The following is a 23,931-nucleotide window of genomic DNA, read 5'->3' on the forward strand; positions in this document are numbered from 1 at the left end:
TTTATGAATCTTTGTGACTTGGATAAGGGGTTTAAATTCTTTTTGTACCGCACTTTTAACTGATTGTCATAGTCTATGCAAAAAATGATACAAAGCATCATGTCAATTTTTATTCTATTTTTGGGTTGATTACAACCTGTTGCACTTATAAATAACAATTTGTTGATAATTTTTTCTCAAAAAGCAATCGCATTCACGAGCGAAATAATAACCTTAATAAACTATCTTCGATAGGACTAATGTATATTCTGAATCAAATTGGAGGACCAACATACAAATAAGAATCTTCCATATGATCCAATAACGCATCCTTATTTACTGGCTGCTGGGTTAAGCCAATATATTTATCAGGACGAATCAGTACTGCCGTGGCTTGATTGATATTAAAGTACTGATGCATTTTTTGATCCTCATCAATTAATAGCGACAGATTTTCAGCAGGTAATGTCATTTCAGCATTGGAGTATACAATGTGCGCTTTGATTAAACCTTTAAATCGCTGCTCTATTGCCGCTGCGGTTTCAAATAAAAGCGATGACTGATTAGAAGCAAATCCAGTAAACAAAAATAAATGATGCCGTGTTCCTTGGGTTAATTGGTGTAGCTCCTTTCTCTCCTTACTTTTGGCATCAATCAAAGAAAAATCAAGAAGAAACTCACCTATTTTGAACTGTGTCTTTTTCCCCAGAACGGTTACTATAGGACTCTTAGCGTAACTCACTGTCAGCTCAGCCAGATCGTTAAGAATCAAATTTTTCATGGCATCAAATGACATGGCTGTATGTAAAATAAAATTACGTATAGCAATCAGCAGTGGATTGGTCATCATGATTAAATGAGTCATTATCCCCGTTATTTTTAATACTCCTGCTGCAACCGGATGACGTTCACTGTGGTAACTATCAAGTAATGAGTCATGTGCCACTCCTTTGTTTACGAGTGCCAGCTTCCAAGCCAAATTATAGATATCTTGTAACCCGGTGTTTAAACCTTGTCCCCCCATAGGACTATGAACATGAGCTGCATCACCAGCAAAAAATACTCGTCCATAACGATACTTTTGGATTTGTTTGTGATCGATACCGAATTGGCTGATCCATATAGGATCATGGAGATTAGCTTGGTCGGTGCATCGCGATTTAAAAGCATGTACTATATCTTCCAATGTGGGCTCCTGACTCATCATTTTTTCTGGCGCAGTCATGACGATACGGTACCGTTTTTCACCCATCGGAAAGCACGCAGCTGGACCTTTGTCACTTACATAAAGAATAAATTTATCTTCAGGTAATTTCCAATCAATCAGCACATCAGCAAGCCACCATGTTTGCTTGTAAGAAGAACCTATAAATTCAGCATTAACTTGCTTTCTTAGAGTGCTGTGTGAACCATCACACGCAATAACCCAACTCGCCTGAACTTTTTCGATACGGCCATCAACATGTCTTAGAGTAGACACTGTATGATTGGATTTTTGCTCCATTTCCGTAAGCTCTGTTTGCCATTCAACCTGCAATCCTCTATCAACTAACCCTTGATAGAGAATCTGTTCTGTTTTACTTTGTGGAAGATCAATAACAAAATGATAATCTGCTTCAACGTTTGCATAGGTTGCATGGATTAACTCGTTCCCTTTGGATTTAAACAAGACACCATGTACCTTTTGTCCTTGAATAAGAATTTCTTCGATAAAACCGCAATCTCTAAGCAGATCGAGTGTTCGAATATGAATAGCTAGTGCCTTGGATTTATCACTAATTGTTGATTTTTTATCAAAAATTCGACAACTCAAACCCTGACGAGTTAGTTCATTTGCACAAAATAACCCTACTGGTCCAGCCCCAACTATCAGAACATCTAATAATTCGTCAGACATAGTCGCTCCATGCGTTAAATCAGACTCAAATAAACATTACTTATTTAGTGTAGCAATTTTATTCATCACCAGTTCGAAGGTCTGAATTTTTTCCTTGATAACTATCCTTAAAAAGTTGAGTTAATCCTTCACGATAAGAAGGATAAAGCAGGTTTATGTTTAACTCCTCTTTAATTTTAGCATTAGAAACTCGACGATTACTTGCATAAAATTGTTGTTCCATTGCGGACAGGGTTGCTGTTTCATAGGATATGAGCGGTAAAGGCTCTTGATTGAGTAATGAGGCAGCGTAAGCATCTACAATATGCGCCGGGGCAGGTTCATCGTCAGCAACATTGTAAATCGAGTAGGGTCGCGGTTTTTTTATCGATGCGCAAATCACTGCAGCAATATCAGCAACATGTATCCTGGAAAATACCTGGCCCTCTTTATAAATACTGACTTTTTTTCCGCCGATAATCCGTTCTATTGCATTTCGATAAGGTCCATAAATTCCTGCCAATCTAAAAATATGAAGTGGTATTCCCTGGGTTCTGGCAAAAACCATCCAATTATTTTCAGCAACCAACCTTAATTTAGCTTGGGCTCCCGCCGCTCTGGAGTCAGATTCTTCCGTTACCCACGCACCATGATGATCTCCATAAACACCTGTTGAGGATAGATACCCCAACCATTGAATATTCACTTTGTTTTCTATCATTAAATCGCTAAAGCGGGAAAGAACTGGATCTCCTCGCTCTGAAGGAGGTATGCTGACTAAAAGGTGGGTTGCCTTACTTAAGTACAGTGCTATTTCATCTCCATCAAAATCAATAAGTTTGAAATCTTTTTGAGTGCTGTTTAGAATTTTATGCTTATCTCGCGTCGTACCAACCACTTTAAAATTCAATTGAGAGAGTTCTCTTGCTAAAAATTCGGCGGTATAACCAAAACCAAAGATAAAAAAACAAAGGGGGTTAGGATGATTTTCCATGACAGTAGCCTATAAATTTTGTCTCATTATTTGATTTTATGTCTTCAAACCCAGATTCGCACGAAACCCAGGCTACGTTTTTAATTGGTTAGATAAGTCGATATTCTATGTCAGCGTGGCGTATGTTTACTACCAGAAACTAATTTCATGACGCGATTAAGAAAATCGGGACCAGGATCCTCCTTATCGGTTTGATAATTCGGGTCTCGTTCAAGCCAAAGTGGCGTGTTTTTAAAATTCAAATATTCATTGTGACCAATAACATACTTTATTTCAGGATATTTCTTTTTGAGATAACACACTAAAAATGCATTGGCTTTTGTTTGTGCTTCGGTTAGATCATCCTTACCATCTATGCCCCCTATATTTTCAATACCAATAGCATAATGGTTCAACCCGATAACATGCCTTGCCATCCAGTTATCAGGCATGAGCTGATAGATACTTCCGTCGCGATCTACTACAAAATGGCTTGAGACATTCAAAGTACCAGGTAATTCTTTAATACGCGGTGAATTCTGTGGAAATGTAGGTGGCTCAAATACACGAAAAGTTGCCTTGAGCGTGGGAATACAAGTCCAATGCAAAACTATCATTTTGGGTTCAATTTCAATTGACTTTGAGTCAATTCCATAATGAGCTAATTGATACTGCCGTGTTAAAGTAATGCGTTGTTTATCAAACTGGATCGGCTTCTGATGAATTTTCTGCGAATCATAACAAGAAAATGCATGTGCCAAAGAACTTATAAAAAATGAGCAGAATAGGAACGTTTTCATTTTTTTAATACCATAAAATAGGCAGCCACATAATCGGGCAAATGACGAGTTGCTTGGGTGAATGCTTCCCTACCCGCATAACTCCCCGCTAGATAATCAACTTGATACAAATTATTTTGGAACGCACCGCCTGTATCAGCAAAAATACCGGCACGCGCCACCATTTTTCCAGTTCGATCAGGGTATTGCACCAACAAAAGTTTTCCTAAACCAAAATGCTCAAGATCTGCTGCAAAAGTGACTTCTGTATTGACCGTAATTTTATGATCTGCATCTTTGCCATACCCTTTAATCCCAGCTACCGGTTTAAAATACCAGTACCGTTCTTGTTGATAAGGGTTTTTCGCTTTGTCGTATGCAATATTGTTGCAACGATGAACATTAAAGATTTTTGTCTGATGATTTGGGCCGAAATCTGCGATAAGGGTTCCCTGCATTAATGCCGCTTCCAGATCATCTCGATTGAGATAAGCCAAGACCGGAACATTTTTATTCGCCAATGCTCCTTTTAATATGGCTTGCTTCCCATATTGGAAACGTAGCAATTCGGATTTTGCATCGGCTTCTTCGAGTGTTAGTAATTCTTCATCTCGAGGAAGTCCATAAAGAGCAAACGAATAGGCTGCGCTGCGTTTCATTGACGCCTTTGCACGATGTACATAATATTTGGTCATTAAAATTTTATCTTGAGGTAAATGAGCAAGAAGCGGTTTTTTTATCTTTAGGGGCTTAACTTGGTCCAGATCGGGATACCAGCGAACAAAATCAAAGTGTCTTTTTATAAATGCAGGATTGTTCAATTCGTTTTGGTGTTGACAAATAAATATCAAAGTCGCTTTGACTCGTGCGAGCGGAACTGGAAAAACGTTACCATCATGAATAACGCGGGGATCATAATGGTTACCCTTATTTAAATACGCCAGAGTTTCTTTAGCGGTTGCGCATAATGCAGGCCCATTGATCTGATATTGAGGAGCTGGCGATGGTTCAGCCGGTACAAAACGAGGTGCAGCAAAAGCCTGAAGACTTACTAATAATCCATAAAAGAAAATTTTTATTTTCATTGTTTGCAATAATTACATGTGAAAACAAAATGATATCACATGCATCTGCTGAAATTCTAAGAATTACATCTAGAAGAGCATTATTCATCCCTGAGGACGACAATTTCGGAAGCTATTTACCTTACTTAGGAATATAAAAAGCGGCGTTACTTATGGTAAATAGCTTGAGCCAGGCACTACGCGGCTTCCGCCTCACCCAATTCTGAGTCATTAGATTCTGCTGTTATACGGTTAAAATGCCAGGAACTATAAAGCGCACCAATCCCGCAAGCAATTAGCCCTAAAGGCAACGCGTTAAGCGTTTGCATCAGCAAATAGGCACTTAAGATTGTTAAAACAGATGAACCAAACATCCGAACGGTATGAATTATAGCCAATGCAAGACCGGTATTTTCTTTATAATCTGCCAGCATGATCGACATAGTAGCTGGTGCAGTTAAACTAATGCCTAAATTACAAATTAAAGCAAAAGATAGAGCATACAAATTGAATTCGTAAAAAACTGCGCATACTAACATCGCGAAACCACCGCTAATAATAAACCAACTACCAAGATAAATGGTCGCTGCCATGCTGAAATATTTACGCAGCCAAATACCTAAATAATTACCGACAATAATATTTAATCCATTAATAATAAAAATGATACCGTACACCAACGGTGAAAAACCAAATTGTTCTATAATAATATAGGACGAATTAATCACCGAAAGCATGACCGCTGCAAAACTAAACATCATAATAAAAGAACCACTCCAGAGCGTAGGAGATGGAATGATCTCTTGATAGGCTCTAATTACTTTTTTAACAATGAAAGGTTCACTGGGTCGAGTCCAAAATGGTGATTCAAATAATCCTTTACGCGACTGTAGCCAGAGTATTATCCCAATCACCGCCATTAAGATGAAATTAGCTTGCCAACCATAATAGGTAAAGATAAGAGAACCCAGAACTGGAGCAAGGATAGGCGATATTGAAACAATCATCGAAACATACGACAGAACCTTGGCGCGCTCTACTGTATCATCAAAGTCTCGGGAAGTTGAAAAAGCAATCAGATTTGCACAGCATAAAGCAAATCCCTGTAATGCCCGACCGAGAATGAGTACAAAAATATTCGGTGCAAATGCACAAATTAAACTGGCAAGAACAGCAAGAACTAAACTGCCAGGTAACAAACGACGTCGTCCAAAATGATCAATTAACGGCCCCCAAACTAATTGGGTCACACCAAAAACAAACAGATAAATACTTAAGGTTAATTGACTTAAACTATGCGTTGTACCAAAAAAACTGGTGATATAAGGCAACGAAGGTTGATAAAGATCAAATGTAAGTAACGAGAAGGCTGATAACAAGCCAATAAGCAAAATCGAAGTTCTTGGTTGGGACATAATATTCATTATATAAAAAGCAGCGGAGCATTATAGTAAAATCTGTTTATTTTTTCTCTAGATTTCGGAAAAAATTTAGAGGCTTCACCAAGAATATTTTGTAGATACTGGGTGAAACGAGTCCGGGCTACCATAAAATGACTATTCCCTTCTCCCAATAATTGGAAAGGGAAAATTTCATTTCACATAATGGCTGCCCAAACTCACTTCCCAGTGAGCTAATCTTAAGTCAATTAACCTTTACGAATCACATAATTGCTCCCCGCATGAATTATTTTTTTCATCCGATTATCTTCTTCTGGATTAGGTTGACATGCTTTAAACTCATCTTTTACTGAGGCGACACTAATAGGTAAAACAGGACGACTATCTGTTTCTAAGTATCCATCTTTATTCTTAAAAATAGTGAACTGATCTGACGCAAATTCCCGACACTCAGTTAACGTTTCATCCTGACAAATCGAAAATTTAATAGATCGCTCCACACGATAAGATTCACCTACTTCATCAGCAAATACCATATCGCCATATACGACAGTATGGCGGGTTCCACAAAAATAATAGCCGTACTTATATTGGCCATTCTCAGTAACATCAGTTCGAATATATCGTCCGTCACCTTGAGCCAAGCCATTGAGTGTCACAATATGGCGCACTTCCTCTTTGGGCCCGCTTTTCGCAATTGCCAAACCAGTCAGAGCCAATCCCATGATTAATAGCGTAATTCTTTTCATTTTTTTATTCCTTATCTGAAAAAAACATCCTCAAGGAACATGTCTTTAAGGACCAATAACCTACTCTAAAGTCAATTTGAAGGAAAAATTTTTACCAAACTGACATCGCGGGCTCATTATCCTAAGAAAAAATCGATTTGAACAGATTAAAAAACATTACTATTTGATTTGCAAAAAAACAAATTGACTCAATAATAGGGAATCAGAGTCTATTGAAAACCGCCTATGCATAAATCAGGATAAAAGGTAAATTACAACGTGATATTGGGAGTACTTAAAACAGTTTTTTAAGTACGTCCCTTGCTTATCGAAAATACCAATGTTAGATACTTCCATTGATATTTAAGTTAGCAGTCTGTTGATGCAGATGAGCATGGCAATCCTTGAAAAATAATAAAGTGCCGGTATCTGGAGCACAATCTTGAGGACTGCTTTTATATTTATCAGCAATATCTACAGACGCACCAGATTGCATAAGCATTTTAATCATCTGTCTATCGCCATTTTTTACAGCTTTGTGCAATGCAGTCTGCCCTTCTTTATCTTGAAGATCTAAAGATACACCTGCGTTGACCAATGCCTTGGCACAATCATAATTCCTGCTTGTAACGGCCCAATGAAGTGCCGTACGCTCATAAGTTCGATCTGCTTTATCCATTTCCGAGAGTGACATCGATTTAATCAATACCTTAAGTTCAAATAATCGCCCCCATGTGGCTGCTCTTCTTAAAGCTTGATCATACACTGGGCTACCCATTTCACCTGATTTACGTAATGAAGCGCAAACCGTAGCCAGTTGGACGGGATCTTGAGTTTTCCTTGAATTACCTAAAAAACCAAGAAGTTTTGATGCGATTTTTCCACTGGCCTGCTCGATAATGGCCTGATTCATATCGGCCAATCTTGAGCTTACAGAAGATATTTCCAGCAGATCTTGAGTTCGTTCCATATTCTTGCGGGAAAGTGGTTTGTTAGCAAAAAGCAAATCAGATAATTCAATAATCATATCAGGCATTGCTCCAAACAGGGAATTATCACTTGCAACCATTGACTTCACCGCAAGTAAATAAGCTGCAACAAATTCCGTGTTGTTCAACATATCTTGATAATAAGTCAGCTTTTTGTCGCGCATGGCTTCCAGAGTACTAGTAACTCCAGTTGATAAAACCAATGGGCTTTCTGCGTGAGCAACTGCTTGACGCATCACTTTATAGGGCAATGATTGATGGTATTCAATTTGTGGTAAAGGCTTAGAGGTGGTCAACGTTGTATCATGTTCATATGCATATCTAATATCATACTTGTTGCTCGCAAAATCCCCAACCAGTACATATGTATCTTGGCCACTTAATTTAATGTATTGTGCAATTAATTTGTAATCTTTAGATGGATCTACTGCTGCAAGATACATAAACCCATAGTCTTTTTTGGGAAGGAGTGCCTTAGCTGACTGCTCAGGAACATTTAAATCTGGTAAATCTTCCGCTTTAGCAATAGTGGGTAATCCTAATCGATCTTGACCAAGACCCGCACTACCTACCATCATATCACGGTCATTAAACGATTCGTAAAGGCCTGGTTGATCCAGTTTGGCTTGCATACGATATAAGGTTTGCGAAAATAAATCCGCAAAGGGAAGCTGGTTTACATTCCCTACAAATAATATTTTACTGTCAGGAGAAAGTACTCGTTTGACCAGGTCTGCTGCTGGAAATTTACATCGATTCGCATCAATAAAGGCTACAACTGTATTTTCAACAGCATCAAACTCCTCTAAAGAGGAAAGCCCAATACTCGTTTCTTCTACAGATATGCGTCCGTTAACAGCAGCACCATACATACTTGTAAACTTACCTATTCCATCAAGTGTACTTACTAAAATGACATCAATATCATTTACACCCCGATCTTGAAGTTCATGAAAAAGGTCCTTTGCGATATTCGCTGCAAAAGCAAAATCACCTTTTGCGGTAGGATTGCGACAATTAGCATGAATAAGAATAACTTTGCCCATAAGTACTCCCTGATTGACGACTTCATGAACAAATTTTAAATCCTTAAACTTAACAAAATATTAACAATGTGTTTTTTTTATATCATAACCACTTGTGCAAAATAGCACGCGATTGCTAAATATGCCTTTGGCGTTAGGTTCTTTCATGCTAGAATAATATTTGTACATTGGGGGTGCCCGTCATGGCTGAGAGGATGAAACCAACCCTTTGAACCTGATCTCATTCGTCTGAGCGGAGGAAAATGTGTCCATTGTTTTGTTTTCAGGCAGTGTTGCTTTTATTACTTCTTTTATTGGTTTATTACCACAAATTATCAAATCATTAAAAACGCGATCAACTCAAGATCTTTCGATGATCATGCTAATCAACTACCTCATTTGTTCTTTAGCTTGGATTATTTATGGGAGTAGCACCGACTCCTTCTTTGTAATCAGCTCCAATGTGGTGGGTTTGATTGTCAGTTTGCTGCTTATTTTATTAAAAAGATATTATGATGCACGATGTAATTAATTTAAGCGGCTATCAATCTATTTTATGCCTCAATGGAGAATTACCCGATTCATCTTTTTTTGTTGCGATGAATTTGCCCATTATCGCAGCTGATGGCGCCGCAAACAGTTTATTTAAACTTGGAATTCGTCCCCAACTAATTACCGGAGATTTGGATTCTGTGCGCCCAACTCTTCTAGAAAGCCACCCTTTTCTTCATGACCGCGATCAAAACAGCAGTGATTACCAAAAAGCACTGAATTATTTAAAAGATAATGATTTATTGCCAGCTATTATCGTTGGCATGAATGGTGGGCATTTGGATCATATTCTCAATAACATAAATATCTTTATGGAAACAAACTGTCTTTTGTATGCTCCACCAATAAGAGGTTTTGTGCTTAATGAACAATCCAGAATGAAGCTGTCATTGCCAGTACAGACAAAAATTTCATTAATGGGAATTCCCGAGGCAACTCTCTCTTCAATCGGTCTGCAATGGGATCTCAATGACACTCATCTTTCCTTTCCAGGGAAGACCTCGTGTTTTAATCGAACGCTCTTGCCGGAAATCGTTTTGGAGGTTCATCACGGTTCCGTTTTAGTTTTGATTTATGAACGAATGATTGAGGATGCAGCGCTATCTGTCCGATAGACTCCATATCGACACAGTCCAACGCACACATCAGGCAAAATAAAATGGCTTTTTGGGTTCCTTTTTAATTGACTACAATAGAGCAACGCTCACCTTTAGTGATCAAAGTTACAATACTGTCTTTGGTTAGAACGTGAGAGCCGCATAAAACATCGGGGCCAAATGCCGAATTTTTTCTATATCCAAACACATATTCTCTATTGACAGGTCCTTTGCCTTCATAAGATTTTCCGCGAGCCCCTGATTTTTTACCATCCACTGTATATCCTAATGCAGCCGCTGTTTTTTCATTAGTTTTGACATGCACTCGTATCGTATCATTAGCAACGGCTTGAATTGAAAAAGAAAGGATGACGAGGCCACTCAAATTCTTTATGGAATTTTTTATCATAATAAACACTCCTTGTTTTATGAACTTTTAATATACCTCATTTAATGAATTAAATTATAGTTAAAATATTATGGATTCTCTTTCATGCTTTTTTCCAATTAAAGGACTGTTCCCAAGAAAAAACAAATATTCTTCTCTTTCAATGATAAACGATGAATTACTAAGATGCGTTCTTGAATTCCAACCCAGATACACTATGATAAACATATACTCATCTTGATTATTTTAATTGCCATTGTTGAGATTTTTGACCAAAGGATGGCCGATGTCAATGCGATAAAAGCAAGTACCAATTATATTGAGGATTTAAATTATGCTCGGTAGGATTAGATTTTTTGGCAGCCGCGTACCTTCCAGTGAGGTCTATTCTTCGATTTATGCGGTTCACGCCTCACATAGACCCAGCTTTTTCAAAGGAAGCTTATCTGGGGATCTTTGGCGTCATGATAGTATCTATAAAACAATAGTTAAGGTAACCACTCCCGAGGAATATAAAGGCTTACAGAAAGCAGCTATAGATAATATGAAGCGTTGGAAAGAATTAAACTCTGCAGCATCCTCTTCATTTGTCGCGAGAGTTGAAGTTGGATATCAAGATTGGGGTGATGCAACTTTTAAAGCCACTAAAGAGAATGCCGTAACTTATACCGTATTGAATCCGTCAAGTGACCGCTATCCGGGAGGTGCTGGATTAGAAGGAGGGAGCGCTCTCGAAGAAAATATATGGCATCGAAGTACATGCATGCTTTCATTAATGGATAAAATAGTTACCTTAGATAAGGACACGAACCTGTTTGTATATACTGAGGAAGGAACCGCATTAGTCCAAGGCAGAAAAAAAATGACAGCAAAAGAGCGTGACATTCTAAAAGAACGTTGCTCCATAATTTATCCTGAGGAAATCTATAAAACCCTCCATAGCACAGAACCTAGAATATGTTTTAGAGGCCCGGAAATAATGCTGCCTTCGACGATGGAAGATTTTGGAGCATCTGGACGTGTTGTAAGTCCAGAATTGAGTTATGCATTTCTTCCTCAAGACAGTATTTTTCCTTTTTACGAATTAAGGTCAGCGGCTCCCGAGCACTTTGCTGAGTCCCAATCCACAGCGCCTCAGGTATTAAAAGAACACAGAGAAGATATACGCCGACGAATCGCGGCCCAACTGGACACATTAATTCTTGCTGGACAAACTCACGCAGTCCTTGGCGCCTGGGGTTGTGGCGCTTTTAAGAATGAACCCGAACTTGTGGCAGAAACCTATGCCGAGGAAATTGAAAAAAGAGCCGGTTTTTTTCAACATCTTCTTTTTCCCATACTTAATACCGAGTCAAACTCCAATAATTACGACGTATTCGAAAATGTACTTAATGGCATGAAGCTTGGCGACACCAAAGCAAATACTCCCTCACTTTAAAATAGACCCAGTATCTCATTTGAGACTATTCTGCATGGAAATAGCTTGTTTGTTGCCTCCAAGGCTACACTTTTTTCTGGTATCAATTGGACGTGTTTTTTCTGTTACTTAATTGCATCTCCTCATCATTTTCTGCATCATCCTCATGCTCACTTTTTTCGCCTCTTTCTTCATCATCTTCAACTGGATTCCTAATTATGCGTCTAAGCATACGAGGAGCAGCTGTGCTCGCTGTAGACGTTGAAGTGGGCTCTTTTGACATTTCGCTCCCCCCCCATGAAACCAGAAGCAATGAACTATAGAGAAGTTGAAATAAGTACATGACTTGTCCAAGTATCTGCTCATCATCAAACACCAAGGTAATTGCTAACCCCAGTATAATGGCAGAAAAAATCGCTTGCAGTCCTTGAATCACTTTTTCATTAAGATGGGTATCTGCGCGGCATAGAGCGTAACCGGAATTGAGTACCTGGGCAAAAGATATAGGGATTAAAGGAATAGGGCTTGTTGCGTTAACAATTTGCATGCCTGCTTGTACTGAGAGTTGGGTCACTGCCAATCCAGCGTTACCACGTTGTGCGTTTCTATGGGCAGATGAGGACTGTGGCGCACGTGCCTGAAGACGCTCTAATACAGTAGAATAAGTTGTTCCTTGTGGCATTTCTAAAATCCTTTTTAAAGTAGCATAAATTGAGATCAAATTAGAATTTAATCGTGAGTTGGTTGTAACTAATTAAAACTCTTCAAATATTCGAATTAAGGTTTTTCATAGGTAACTAATTATTTTAACTCGTTTTTTTTCTACTTCAATGCTATAAGTGAAAAAGAATCAAAGTGACTCAATCAAAAAAATCGAGCTCATTTTAAAATTTATAATTTACCTTATAATAGCGTGAGCAAAAGAATGACTTTTGGGTTCTAAAACACAAGGAGTACTAAAAATGGCTTATGAAAAACAACATCAAACAAACTCAAAACCAGTAACGATGTACAATCTTTTAAATTGGAGCACGATATATCGTGGTTACAATGCACTGGTTGCCACACTTGTTATGTTTCAATACGTTAATAACCCAGAAGCCGCAGCAATAGAATATCTTCCCGATGTTGCAATTCATGCATTCGAAGCAATTGCTCCTAACTCATTAAATAATTTGGCCGCCGCTGCCAATTTTGCCCGCGGAATACAAGCAGGACTCGCCTTTTTTTCAGGCAACTCTACTATTCCCAGCGTCGCTAATGTTACTGACGTATTCAACCATGGGGTTAATATTTATCATCGATTATCCTAGGGTGTTGACTATTGATCCATTCGGCCCATAGGCCGCGGATACCTCATGTCTCTTGATCACATTTGTACCCGCGGTATCTCTGAATGGAGATGGGCTAGTTTTTCAGGGTTGTGTAGAAGATTCAGGAATACGTCACGGGGTTTAGATGGCAGCATGGCAACCTACATGCTGTCTGGCTTATCGTTACATTCATCACTCAACTAGTTCATTTTCAATGAAGTTTAAAGAGAACAGCTCTAGCAAAAGCCTACATCAAGGGCACAACATGATCGCAATAAATTTGTGGAAAAAAGATCATTATCGCCTGATCACGGTGATTAATAACACTCCATGGTACCAATCCACTGGCAGAAATTCGGGTTATGCAGGAACCTGGTTTTTTTTTGGTGGGATATTAGAAAAGAAAAACGATCGACATTCCTCTAATTGGTTAATCAAACCCAATGCGCTTGTTAAGGAGCGCTATAGCAAAACTCAATTTTTTGGTAAAAATACCGCTCATTACATACGAAAGCACTCGATGCATAAGCTCATTAATTTTTCACGTTTTGGAGACATTCAAAAAATTTGTATTTCAGCATCCCTGGATGGAGGATTTTGGTTATCCGACAAGGGAAAAAAACTGAAAATCCATCTCCAAAAAAATTATCCCGAGCATTTTCTATCTAACGAATTAATAGAAGAAATACATCAATCTGCAATGTGTACCGACTTACCTGTTTATACCAACTGCAAAAAAGTAAACCGTTGGTTATCTGAACAGGGTGTTGCCTCTGTCGGAGTATTGCCTAATGAGTCGCTCTTAGTGAAACCTTAGTCAACAGAGCGCTGCAAAGGGCTCGAGGTACGGAGTTTACATGACGGAAAATGAGCGTCAGAGAACCATTTGTAACTCAGCAATAAAGCAAAAGATGCAGGTCATGCACAAGCGCTAATGAATAGCCCAGAGTCTGCAGGTCTCTGGGCTACTAAAATGTTGCTAGTGTGCTGTTTCTCCTTTGGCCTCACCAAACAACCAATCCATACTTACCTCAAGCTCATTGGCAATTTTTTGCATGGAATTAGAATCCACAGCAACGACGCCATGTAATAGGGCTTCAATTTTAAATTTAGGTAATTGGAACAGTTTAGAGCATACGTGTACGCGTTCTGTCATTAGGGCAGGAACTCCAAGCTCATCAAGCTCTTGATTTAAACGTTCAGATAGTTTCTTGTTTGACATGGTAGTCTCCTCTTGACTTTTCTCCAGTGTAAAACAAGGAAGCTTAAGGATTGATTAACATAGAGAAATTTCACCTAAAAAATCTTTGCAGAGGACAATTTTTGAAAGAGAGATGAAAAATAAGAAATAACTCGCTGATTTTAAAGTCATTTTATATGATTCTTTTCGCCAAAAAAGAGGATTATATGAATAAAATCAGCGAGTTGAAGAGAATATTAGGTGAAAATCTTCCTTGGAACAAGGCCAGATTAGATTGTTTTGCACTCATGCTACTGGCTTTATTTGTAGTTCGCACAGTCAATTTAAGTGAAATCGCAGGACTTTTGCATCGAAAACGGAAATAAGTTCTCGTTATAAACGACTTCAACGCTTTTTCAGGTAATTCAAAATCGATTACTCGATTCTTGCGCAGTTAATCTTTAAAATATTTTTTTCTAACACATAAACAATCTATTTAACACTAAGGTGTCTTGACAGATATGGACACTGCCGTGCCTGGCATATGAGGATGCTCTTTCCTATCAACAAATTATTTGCCGCATCCTAATTCTGTAGCAAAAGGTTTGACTTCAAAGTCAATGCTCTCTAAATTATTTGAATGTTGTTCACAAAAGTTAAGTAACAACGCTAGATTACCAGCATCAAGCTTAGGCAAAAAAGTTCTTTTTGTACCAAGGCCCAAATCTAAAGTCTGGTTAAAGAGATTCCAAAGAAAAGCCCCAGACAAATTTGAGAGGACTTTATTACCAACTTCTTGTAAAAAAGAGGGAGCTTCGCCATACAACAATTCGTCGCCAAGAATATAATGTAAATTAGATACTGGTTCTTCTCGCACAGATGAAACAAGGTGTACAATATATTTTTTAAATTCATCGTTACAACGATAACCATATTTTAAGTCGTCACAAGCCATGGCAAAAATAACTCCCCCTAAAAATAAGCTAATCATTTGCTTTTGTTTATCAGGATGAGTTATTCCCTTAATGTTTGAGAATGCTGCGTTCAGGTTTCCCAATATTTTATTTGATATCAAGGATAATTTGTTATCGTGCCCAGAAATAGAAGAAAAAAGCGTATTAAGTAGTTTCTGAATATTAACTTTCAAATAGGCACTAGATGCTATCAAATCACGGTAAAGTTCATCGTCAATAATTTCTTGAACCTTAGCCAATGAAATTTGCGATACCTGAGATTGTTCTATCGTCTCAGGTATCTTAAGAAAAACCTTGGTTGGCATCCCAGCTTGATTATTCGATGCAATGGATAAACAAGGTTTAAATAGTTTTATGCTATTCGCAACTTGCGCTCTTGTAGTAGCATCTACGCAAGCCTCAATATTTGAAGGATAGGTGTAGGCTTTTTCTATTCCATGCAATTTTAAGATATTACCTATGGCTATAAATAAACTTGATTCTGCCCATGATTGACCAATTATTACCATGCTTTTGATTACAGACAACACATAATCCAAACCATACTGAGCTATCAAGCTATTCATATAACTTACTGGATCTTGATTTTCATACTTAATATTAGGGGCATTTATTTCAGAAATAGTTCTAAATAGGGAGGGATGTTCTTGCAAAAAAGACTTAAAAGACGCTTGAAAATTTTTTGGGGCAACGCTCTCTGCCAAGCTCCTCAGTAGCCTCCAAAAACGAATAACTTTGATACTATTATCCACAATAATAAGCTTGGGTATATTCTCTTGATTAGCAAGCTCGCAGATTAAACCAAGCGATCGTAAGCCAGAAGTTCCAACTAAAGCAATTTTTCCTATTGGAGTTACATAGGGTTCCAGACCTTCTATTTTAGGATCATTGCCAACCAACCAGGTAGATTCATAAGTCAAATCCACATCTCGCGCATGATTAATACCAAATTTTTTTCTATGAAGTCTTCCTCGGATTGTGCTTTGGATACGAGTAATGGATTGTTCTTCTTCGGGTGTATAAAAAACTTTGCCGCGCATTTTTACCAAATCGGTGGTTGAATTGATGTCAAATTATACATCCATTTATCCTTAAGAAGAAATTAAAATTATGAGCCTAATGTATTGTTGGAGCCGCTTAAAAAAATTGGGTTTGTTACCGCTCAAAAGAAATACCGTTTCTTTTTCAAAATTTAAGTTGGATTTCACCAGGATCGCACTCAGGGTATGGACTCTATTTTTTAATAAAGATAAGGTTTTTTTAGCTATAAACAGAAGGAATTGGCCTTGGGGTTTGCCTGAGCTCATCGTATTGGTGAATGGAACGCATCTATTAAACCTATTCCTCTTAAAAAATTATGAAATCAAAAAGGACCCAAAAATAGTTTCTCCGATTGGGCTTAGATCATCTTGGATGATTTGCTAGCTAATTCCAAAATTAAAATAAAGCTCTCAAATTGAATTTGATTTAATCTTGAAGAGACTGTTTTTTAAAAAATTGTCCAGCACAAAGCTAAAAAATTAAATTGAAAAATATAAGCAAAACTTTTATCTGCTCCCCCTATTTATTTTTTCAGCACTTTCAGTTAAAAAAGTAACTCCCCACGTCATCCCGAACCCAAGCGCAGCGAGGGTGAGGGATCTCCTGCGATGTATCTCGGATACAGTCATGTAAAAAAAAATTTCAAAAATTATGTGGTTGTGATCAAATAGCTGCATGAAATACTACGAACAAATCATCAGCACACTATTGGCTAGGATTGCGGAACTAGAAAAGAGAGTGACGCAACAGGCGGCAAGGATAGCAGAGCTGGAAAAACGTTTAAACAAGAACAGCAGCAACAGCTCAAAACCACCATTCAGTGATGGCTTAAGAAAACCAGCACTTGATACCAGAGGATCGGATTCAGCAGATGTTTAGGGATATGTATAACCTGCCGATAACGACGGCTTCCATTGCTCCATTTAACAAAATGGCCTATGAGCAATTGGAACTTTTTGAAACGAAGGTCCTGTTACGATGCAGGCACCGATAGGGTGATAAACCTATCCCACAACAGGCGTTACCAATGATTTGATTCGTCGTGTCTATGAGCACAAAAATAAGCTAGTTGCTGGATTCACCAAAAAATACAACGTGGATCGATTGGTATACTATGAAGCTTGTGGGAGTATCATTGTAGCCATTGAACGAGAAAAACAAATCAAGGGTTGGTCACGAAAAAAAAAGCATGATTTGATTAATGCATTGAACCCAGAGTGGAATGATTTGTATCAATCGATTCTTTAAAAATTGTTCCACCTGACAGGAGATCCCTCACCCTCGCTGCGCGAGGGTTCGGGATGACGCGGGGATTTACTTAAAAAAATTCTTATTGGAATAAAACAAAAGCATTAAGTAACATTATTAATGAGCAAGTTACCTCAAGAACCTTAATCATGAACAAAATCAATTTAGAAGAATATCTGCAAAAGGTAAAAGTTATTGTTCCCCCATCGCTAGGTGAGGCCGCCTGTGAGGAAAAAATTAATTTTTTAAATTCTATCTATTTGGCTCATGTTAAGACTTTTCCTTACTCAAATTTTGAATTACGAAAAATCTCCAAACAGCATCTTCTCCAAAGAAATTCATTATCGTTTTTTTGCTATAAGAATTTACTTTCTGAAGAACCTGGGGGATATTGCTTTCAAATAGCAGCATTATTATTTGATGCACTATCACAGCTGGGGTATGACGTTACATTTTGCGCTGCACGAGTCCTGCTCGGAGCAACTCCCAACGACCATGAACTGCTTAAGCTTCCCCCTACCCATCTTGTATTAACGGTCCAAATTGACGATCAAAAGTTCCTTCTCGATCCAGGGTTGGGTTCTTCAGCCCCTCGATTTCCAGTACCCATTACAGGAACCAATGAGTCAATTTCGCAAAATGAAGATGAATATAAGTTTTATTCTATTGATAACGTTCATGTTCTTGAGAAAAAAACCAGACTAGGATGGTTTCGTTTGATGCAGACAGACTTAGTTCCTATTAGTGAAAAACAAGCAGCAATGAATTTACTCAAACTGGGTCGACATCCAGCACCAATTGGCATTCGCGACTCTAAAACTGTAATTGGAATCATTACGGAACATGGCCGTAAATCATTAATTTGGGATGCACAATCCAAACAGTTAAAATATTCTGCAAATGAAAGTACGGAATACACACAGAAAACGATAACCAGTTTTGCAGAAGGCCACCAAATACTTGCAACCGAATTCGACATCAAGCATGTTTCAGTTGAAGCCTTAGAAGCATACTGTACCGGAAGTGTACCTTTGCCAATAAAACCCTGGACAATTAATTTTCCCCTGGATCACTTTGAGTTAAACGAAATGGAAAAAAACTTAAGACCTGCATTTTGACACTCAGCACATTTTGTTCTTTTGCCATTTTATCTCAGTTTGAGAAATTTCTTACACGAATATGAGATAAAAAGACGATGATAATTTAAAACATTTTGTTATGCTAAATACAACGAGGAATGACAGTGGATGTCTTAAAAGGAGTTTATAGCATCATGGAAGACGCTATACCACAAGGATGTGGTTACTATCCTCGTATTAGTCTGCATATAAGTCTGATTATGCGCCCATTAATCAGACTTATTCCATTTTTCATAGGCCCCTGAATTTTTTTGCTACAACACTTAAGAATAAAATTTCATTTTTTTGTAACTGTTTGGCGAAATACACCTATTCTTGCGGAACAGCTACTTTTAGAAAGTTATTTCCACAGATGAATTTGGGTGCAGGTCAGGGTTTTTAATCATGCCAGTATCCTTATTACTACCAGACTTAGTTTTAAATAAAAGGGGAGAATAATTATTTGTGGTTGTTATTTCACTCGTTATTTCTTGCCGCTCACTTTTAATAAATAAATCTTTCTGCTCTTTGTAATCTAATTTTAAAATTTCCCCTGTGTATTTTAGCCGAAATCTGGGATTGGTATCTAATGCGTCAAAAATATACCCATATAATTCTTTATCTCCACTAAGCTGGCATCTTTTCATATTAGAATCGTCCAAGATGATATCTCTAGGAGTTTCAAACGAAACTACATATCCTGAGTAAGATTGAGATGATTTAGATATGGGCTGAATATTTGTATAACGATAGGGTAACTCGCATTCTCTGTCATCTTTTCTTCTAATCAAAAATTGATCTAAAGATCCGCCTAAATCATATGGTCGAATAAGAAAAGGTACTTCTAACTCAATAAGTAGATGCCACATATCCTCTGGAACATAGTCTGAAGGGTTTTTATTATTGCGTAGGTAATAACAGCCATCAGCCAGTAAAATTCCGGTAAAAGGTTTTAAAAGATTGTAGGCTTGTAACAAAGTACCTACTCCATCTACTAAGTGAATGAAAGTCCATCGAGATAAAATTACATCTACTTTTTGAGTCAATGGAAGATTTCTTAACTTAAATTCATCAGTCAAATTTTCTATTTGAAAGCGGCCAAATTTATATAGGTTGCATATGCCTATTTTTTCTAGTTCTGGACCTTCATAATTTTCCCCGCGAATACCAATAATATTAATTTCAATATCCTTTGGAATTTCTTGGGAATCGTTAATTTGCTCAGTTAAATAAGAACTAAGTGAAAAATCGCCAGCGCCGATGTCTAAAAGATAGAACTCTTTCCTTTCAGGATTGTTTTTTATAATATTTTTTATTAGCAAAAACTCATCTACACCACATAAATAGTAATGAGAACTTCCCGAATATACCCACAAATCATTAGGATGATTCGCTAAATTATCCCATGCTTCTGTTATTTTTGATTTTATTTCTTGAGGCCTATCTTTCCACTCTAATTTAGATTTCATATATTTTCCTGCTAAATGGTACACTATATTGCAATGTGATTGTAAATGCAGCAATTCTAACAGCTACAAGAGCGAGGGACTAGCATAACTATCTGGCGAAATACGAGTGGAATTTAGGGCGTGTTGACAATTGCTCTTTCCACCTACGTGCCTCGGATTGCCCCGGTCTCTTGATCACATCTTATCCATGAAGATGCTTATCACGAGCTCTTTGTTCAATCGTATAAAGTTAACGATTACAGGCATAATAACGCTCCCTTTGCCATATTTTTCACCCATCAATATTTTTTTTCGCAACACTGGCACTCAAATACCACTCAGATCAAATTGAGAGCCAAAAGTACAAATAACATCTTGACTCAAGATCGTTTGTAGTACATCTTATATTTACGTTATCCTTTCGAGCCAAAAGATGATCACTAAGCTATTTAACTGGCTTCAAAGCGATGAAAAGATTTTTCATCTATCCAATCAAATCCTGTCTCGAGATCTTCTCGAAATGGAACAAATCCAAGCAAACCAGAAAAACCGTATGCTTCTGAGTAATGTCCGTCTTGCCAAGTTACAAGGCCATGATCCAGGCGATGATATCAGTAAGTTAGAACAACACATCTTATTCATGGATTATCTTCAATTTTGCAGAAAAAGATTTGATGAAGCTCCGCAAGACTCTTTATATTTAATTACGCTAAAATACCTGCTGGCCAAATCTAATGAAGAAACCCCATTTGCAAGTGCTAAATTGAATATGTTATTTGAAGCTTTATTGCAGGATGACAAGGACAATACACTTGCTTTTTATCAACAAAATGAAGCTTTATTCAAAGATTTCCCAGAAGTTCAAAGCCGTGTTGAAACTGCGTTGCATCAACAGAAATTTAATGACGCAACGAGACGAGTTGAAAACTATTTAAAGCATTTGAGCAACAAGTTATCCAACCAAAAGAATCCTTTGGGAATTATTGGATTATGCAGAGATTGGGTTGGTGATACAGAGCAGTTCGCAGCATTAATCCTCTGGTTATTAAAGCGCAATGTAAGCCCAGAACAAATTCTGCAAACCTATTTACTTCATGATTTCTTGAAATACAATTTATTTACGCTACATTCTGAAGACAGTGAAGTTGTTTACTTATATGCTTTGCTCAATCATTTCTCGGAAGCCAAGTTACTTGTGGAAGAGGCCCAAAAAACGGGTAGTGATGAGCGAGGATTCCAGAACTATACACTCGATGGAGTCTTCAGAGAACAAGAACTTCAGAATATTCCTAAAAAGGAATGGCCGTTACAATTTTCCTTAACTGCAACGAATTTTTCAGCCTTACATGAATTGTTTGGACAAAGATTCCTAATCGCCGCTGTAATCACTTGTGAAGAGCATAACAATGCAACATGGTTAGAGGCCTTAGGCCATACCCTGAATGAAGCCAGAATGCTCTCAAAAGAACTCCCCAGTCTTATTAATATTATTGCGCGCGAGTCCTCCCCCGCAATCTTGGAAAATTTAGCTCATTTAATTGACGATCAAAATGCACAAGAGCTTTTATCCAATAATGAAGGAGCTGTATTTTATCTATTACCCTATAAACCAAAACTTTCTGAATACATCAACGAAAAAAATGTTACTGAATTTATCCATCAAATCACTCAAAAGCATACGTCTGACCCTGAACCTCTTTTCCAATTAATGGCATTATTCTCGCTCCTATCGAAGAAAAAAGGTCCTGTTACCCAACTCGTATTCCAAGCAATTATCGATAATCTTGTCCAACATCCTCTTCTATTAGAAGATGAAAAATTATTGCTTCAGCTAAGAAGATACCCGGATTGCGACGTGATACTTTCTCAACAAAGCGAACAAATAAAACAACGTGTCACTGATTGCATAGTAGAACAAGTTGCCGACCGTGCATTTAGCGCCAGCAATTATCAGATTATCGAAGATATTTGGCTTGAAGCAACTCGCAAACTTAACGTATTTAAACTCATCAAACCGCAACCAAAATACAACCTCAATCATAAGTATGCCTTGCAGGCAAAAATCGCTGAAACTGCTTTTTTTCACCATGGGAACCAGTTTGATTTGGATGCCTTTATTGAAGCGCTATCTTTACCTCCTGTAACTCCAGAGGATGGAGTAAGTGAGTACGAGCGTGTTCTTATTGAAATTCTCGCCGCTATTGATAATGAATTAATCCGAAAGGAAATCATTGAAAAGCTGGAAAGTGCTCCAGTACAACGACTTAACTGGGTAGAAAAAGAATATGAAGGGAAAACCATCCTTCTTAAAGCAGCAAAATATGGCAATCTTGGCTTAATCACTCTTTTGGAACAACAAATCGTTCCGGACGATTTTAACAAAGCAATAATTACCGCAGCAAAAGAAAACCAATGGAACGTTGTATCTCATCTGTGTCAAATCGATGAAGTGCAATTGAATAAGGACGAGCTCGAACAAATCATGCTTTTAGCAGCAGGGCAAGGTCAGTTAAACGTTATAAAGAGCCTCCTAAGCATTTACGATTATAAACCCTCTAGTACAGAAATTAGTAAAATTCTTAATCAAGCCATCAATAATGGCAATTTAAATATTGTTAAATATTTTTATAATTCTGCAGACAAGATGCCAAACCAATCAATAATCAACAAGTTGTTTCATTCAGCAATCGAATTGGGATTTTGGGATATTGCTCTGTTTATTGCAGATTCAGAACAATATGCCCCCTCTCTCGCTGCTATTGAAAAAGCATTTAACCATGCCGCAAACAATATGCACATGGAGGCAATACAACGACTTTGTAATTTATCAACAAATGCTCCACGACCAACTGTCATCCTGAAAGCTTTTTTAAAAGCCTGTCAAGCCGGTCATTTATCCTTAGTTCGATGCTTGCATGACCTACTTGGAACATTCGTGCGAGCAGGGTTTGAAGAGGCCGTTGACCAGGCCATCATTAATGGGCATATGGAAGTTGTTACCTTTTTATATAACTCGCCTACTTATTCCTCAAATCAAAATTTGGTAAATCATGGACTTATAACGGCTGCAAAAAAAGGAAAGTCAGCGCTAGTAGAATTTTTTTGTTCCATGACAGCCCAAAACAAACCGACCCAAAATGCGGTGAATCAAGCATTAAACTGGACAGTTAAATGCAATCAACCGGAAACATTAATGACTCTATGTCGTTCATCCCTGAATCGGCCGAGCAAAGCAGCTATTAAAGATGCTTTTTTACTTGCGGCTAAAGGGGGCAAACAGGACATCGTGACATATTTATGTAGTCATCAAATGAACTCACTAAATCAGCGTGCTATCGAGGAAGCGTTAAAATCAGCAGTTAAATCCAAACAACCAGAAATTGTTCGCTATTTATGTGAACTTGCTATCAATTCACCGCAAAAGGAATCACTAAAAATAGCGTATAGGAAGGCTCTTACGAGTGGCCAAACCGAAATTGCCGACTACTTAAATGAGCAATTACACAAAAAAATAAGCCAGAAAAAAATAGACCCTGAAATTGATTTAAGTTCCGGAACTGATAACGATTCAGAAATTGAAGCCATTTCAGAAAGCGATAGCTTATGCGAATCTGACGTAGAAATGTTTCGCAACCCAACTTTTGAGCACGATCCAGTCATCGATAACAGTTCGGAAGGTGAACCGATTGTTGATATTGAAGTCGGTGTATCATTAAAAAAACATGGTTTTTTTAAAACAAATACCCTGCAAGATCCCACTTCGGTATCCGTTGATTTAACTAAAGGATCCATCTTACGTTAAATAGAATCAGGCGATACTAAAATGTAGCATAGCGCCTATAC

General features: G+C 37.8%; 21 protein-coding genes, 1 pseudogene and 1 riboswitch. Of the genes and pseudogenes, 10 read left to right on the top strand and 12 right to left on the bottom strand.

The genetic code is table 11. The features are described 5' to 3' along the window. Nucleotides 1-253: 253 nt before the first annotated feature. The 7 genes from BW930_RS04830 to ankY all read right to left on the bottom strand — a co-directional run bounded on the left by BW930_RS04830 (nt 254) and on the right by ankY (nt 8,834). Complete coding sequence (locus BW930_RS04830; protein ID WP_058467252.1) at nt 254-1,876, bottom strand: FAD-dependent monooxygenase; 1,623 nt, start codon at nt 1,874-1,876, stop codon at nt 254-256. Between the two features lie 58 nt (nt 1,877-1,934). Continuing rightward, on the bottom strand, nt 1,935-2,849 hold the full coding sequence (locus tag BW930_RS04835; protein WP_058467253.1) for an SDR family oxidoreductase: 915 nt from the start codon (nt 2,847-2,849) through the stop codon (nt 1,935-1,937). 110 nt (nt 2,850-2,959) lie between these two features. Then, on the bottom strand, nt 2,960-3,628 hold the full coding sequence (locus BW930_RS04840) for a peptidoglycan recognition protein family protein (RefSeq protein ID WP_058467254.1): 669 nt from the start codon (nt 3,626-3,628) through the stop codon (nt 2,960-2,962). Further along, on the bottom strand, nt 3,625-4,692 hold the full coding sequence (locus tag BW930_RS04845) for a hypothetical protein (protein ID WP_058467255.1): 1,068 nt from the start codon (nt 4,690-4,692) through the stop codon (nt 3,625-3,627). The genes BW930_RS04840 and BW930_RS04845 overlap by 4 nt, the downstream gene beginning before the upstream one ends. 176 nt (nt 4,693-4,868) lie before the next feature. After that, nucleotides 4,869-6,086, bottom strand: a complete 1,218-nt coding sequence (locus tag BW930_RS04850) for a multidrug effflux MFS transporter (protein ID WP_058467256.1) — start codon at nt 6,084-6,086, stop codon at nt 4,869-4,871. 233 nt (nt 6,087-6,319) lie between these two features. After that, on the bottom strand, nt 6,320-6,820 hold the full coding sequence (locus BW930_RS04855; protein ID WP_058467257.1) for a hypothetical protein: 501 nt from the start codon (nt 6,818-6,820) through the stop codon (nt 6,320-6,322). A 322-nt stretch (nt 6,821-7,142) separates the two neighbouring features. Continuing rightward, complete coding sequence (gene ankY / locus BW930_RS04860; RefSeq protein ID WP_058467258.1) at nt 7,143-8,834, bottom strand: Dot/Icm T4SS effector AnkY/LegA9; 1,692 nt, start codon at nt 8,832-8,834, stop codon at nt 7,143-7,145. Between the two features lie 159 nt (nt 8,835-8,993). Next, a riboswitch (TPP riboswitch) is annotated at nt 8,994-9,092 on the top strand. On the opposite strand from ankY, the gene BW930_RS04865 reads away from it, so the two are divergent. Then, nucleotides 9,079-9,345, top strand: coding sequence for a SemiSWEET family sugar transporter (locus BW930_RS04865; RefSeq protein WP_058467259.1), 267 nt, complete (start codon nt 9,079-9,081; stop codon nt 9,343-9,345). (Overlaps the previous riboswitch by 14 nt.) Continuing rightward, nucleotides 9,329-9,979, top strand: a complete 651-nt coding sequence (locus tag BW930_RS04870; RefSeq protein ID WP_058467260.1) for a thiamine diphosphokinase — start codon at nt 9,329-9,331, stop codon at nt 9,977-9,979. Before BW930_RS04865 ends, BW930_RS04870 begins: the two co-directional genes overlap by 17 nt. 64 nt (nt 9,980-10,043) lie before the next feature. Here the strand turns inward: BW930_RS04870 and BW930_RS04875 are convergent, their stop codons facing one another. Next, nucleotides 10,044-10,370 (bottom strand): hypothetical protein, encoded by a 327-nt coding sequence (locus BW930_RS04875; protein WP_058467261.1) that lies wholly within the window; start codon nt 10,368-10,370, stop codon nt 10,044-10,046. A gap of 313 nt (nt 10,371-10,683) precedes the next feature. On the opposite strand from BW930_RS04875, the gene BW930_RS04880 reads away from it, so the two are divergent. After that, nucleotides 10,684-11,787 (top strand): poly(ADP-ribose) glycohydrolase domain-containing protein, encoded by a 1,104-nt coding sequence (locus BW930_RS04880; RefSeq protein ID WP_058467262.1) that lies wholly within the window; start codon nt 10,684-10,686, stop codon nt 11,785-11,787. An 82-nt stretch (nt 11,788-11,869) separates the two neighbouring features. Here the strand turns inward: BW930_RS04880 and BW930_RS04885 are convergent, their stop codons facing one another. After that, entirely contained in the window at nt 11,870-12,448 is a 579-nt protein-coding gene (locus BW930_RS04885) for a hypothetical protein (RefSeq protein ID WP_058467263.1), read from the bottom strand. Nucleotides 12,449-12,728: 280 nt separating this feature from the next. Between BW930_RS04885 and BW930_RS04890 the strand changes: the two genes are divergently transcribed. Beyond that, entirely contained in the window at nt 12,729-13,079 is a 351-nt protein-coding gene (locus BW930_RS04890; RefSeq protein WP_058467264.1) for a hypothetical protein, read from the top strand. Nucleotides 13,080-13,224: 145 nt separating this feature from the next. Continuing rightward, complete coding sequence (locus BW930_RS04895; RefSeq protein WP_238587832.1) at nt 13,225-13,896, top strand: hypothetical protein; 672 nt, start codon at nt 13,225-13,227, stop codon at nt 13,894-13,896. 162 nt (nt 13,897-14,058) lie between these two features. Here the strand turns inward: BW930_RS04895 and BW930_RS04900 are convergent, their stop codons facing one another. Beyond that, nucleotides 14,059-14,301: a hypothetical protein gene (locus BW930_RS04900; protein WP_058467265.1), complete on the bottom strand. Its 243-nt coding sequence runs from the start codon at nt 14,299-14,301 to the stop codon at nt 14,059-14,061. A gap of 185 nt (nt 14,302-14,486) precedes the next feature. Between BW930_RS04900 and BW930_RS17110 the strand changes: the two genes are divergently transcribed. Next, nucleotides 14,487-14,645, top strand: a complete 159-nt coding sequence (locus BW930_RS17110) for a hypothetical protein (protein ID WP_154668513.1) — start codon at nt 14,487-14,489, stop codon at nt 14,643-14,645. 185 nt (nt 14,646-14,830) lie between these two features. On the opposite strand, the gene BW930_RS04905 is transcribed toward BW930_RS17110, so the two are convergent. Further along, nucleotides 14,831-16,153, bottom strand: coding sequence for a hypothetical protein (locus BW930_RS04905; protein WP_131756841.1), 1,323 nt, complete (start codon nt 16,151-16,153; stop codon nt 14,831-14,833). A gap of 796 nt (nt 16,154-16,949) precedes the next feature. On the opposite strand from BW930_RS04905, the gene BW930_RS17505 reads away from it, so the two are divergent. The 3 genes and pseudogenes from BW930_RS17505 to BW930_RS04920 all read left to right on the top strand — a co-directional run bounded on the left by BW930_RS17505 (nt 16,950) and on the right by BW930_RS04920 (nt 18,640). After that, nucleotides 16,950-17,153 carry a DUF6444 domain-containing protein gene (locus BW930_RS17505; protein ID WP_139325577.1) on the top strand — a complete coding sequence of 68 codons (204 nt, stop codon included), beginning with the start codon at nt 16,950-16,952 and terminating at the stop codon, nt 17,151-17,153. A 135-nt stretch (nt 17,154-17,288) separates the two neighbouring features. Beyond that, nucleotides 17,289-17,522: pseudogene (locus BW930_RS04915) on the top strand (GIY-YIG nuclease family protein); the annotation flags it as partial. Nucleotides 17,523-17,671: 149 nt separating this feature from the next. Next, nucleotides 17,672-18,640 (top strand): arylamine N-acetyltransferase family protein, encoded by a 969-nt coding sequence (locus BW930_RS04920; RefSeq protein WP_058467076.1) that lies wholly within the window; start codon nt 17,672-17,674, stop codon nt 18,638-18,640. Nucleotides 18,641-18,993: 353 nt separating this feature from the next. Here BW930_RS04920 and BW930_RS04925 read toward each other — a convergent pair whose 3' ends face one another. Beyond that, entirely contained in the window at nt 18,994-20,109 is a 1,116-nt protein-coding gene (locus tag BW930_RS04925) for a hypothetical protein (protein ID WP_058467075.1), read from the bottom strand. A gap of 412 nt (nt 20,110-20,521) precedes the next feature. Here BW930_RS04925 and BW930_RS04930 point away from each other — a divergent pair, with 412 nt between their 5' ends. Beyond that, on the top strand, nt 20,522-23,890 hold the full coding sequence (locus tag BW930_RS04930) for an ankyrin repeat domain-containing protein (protein WP_058467074.1): 3,369 nt from the start codon (nt 20,522-20,524) through the stop codon (nt 23,888-23,890). The last annotated feature ends 41 nt before the right edge of the window (nt 23,891-23,931 follow it).

It is taken from the genome of Fluoribacter gormanii (assembly GCF_900156395.1).
Classification (GTDB): domain Bacteria; phylum Pseudomonadota; class Gammaproteobacteria; order Legionellales; family Legionellaceae; genus Legionella; species Legionella gormanii.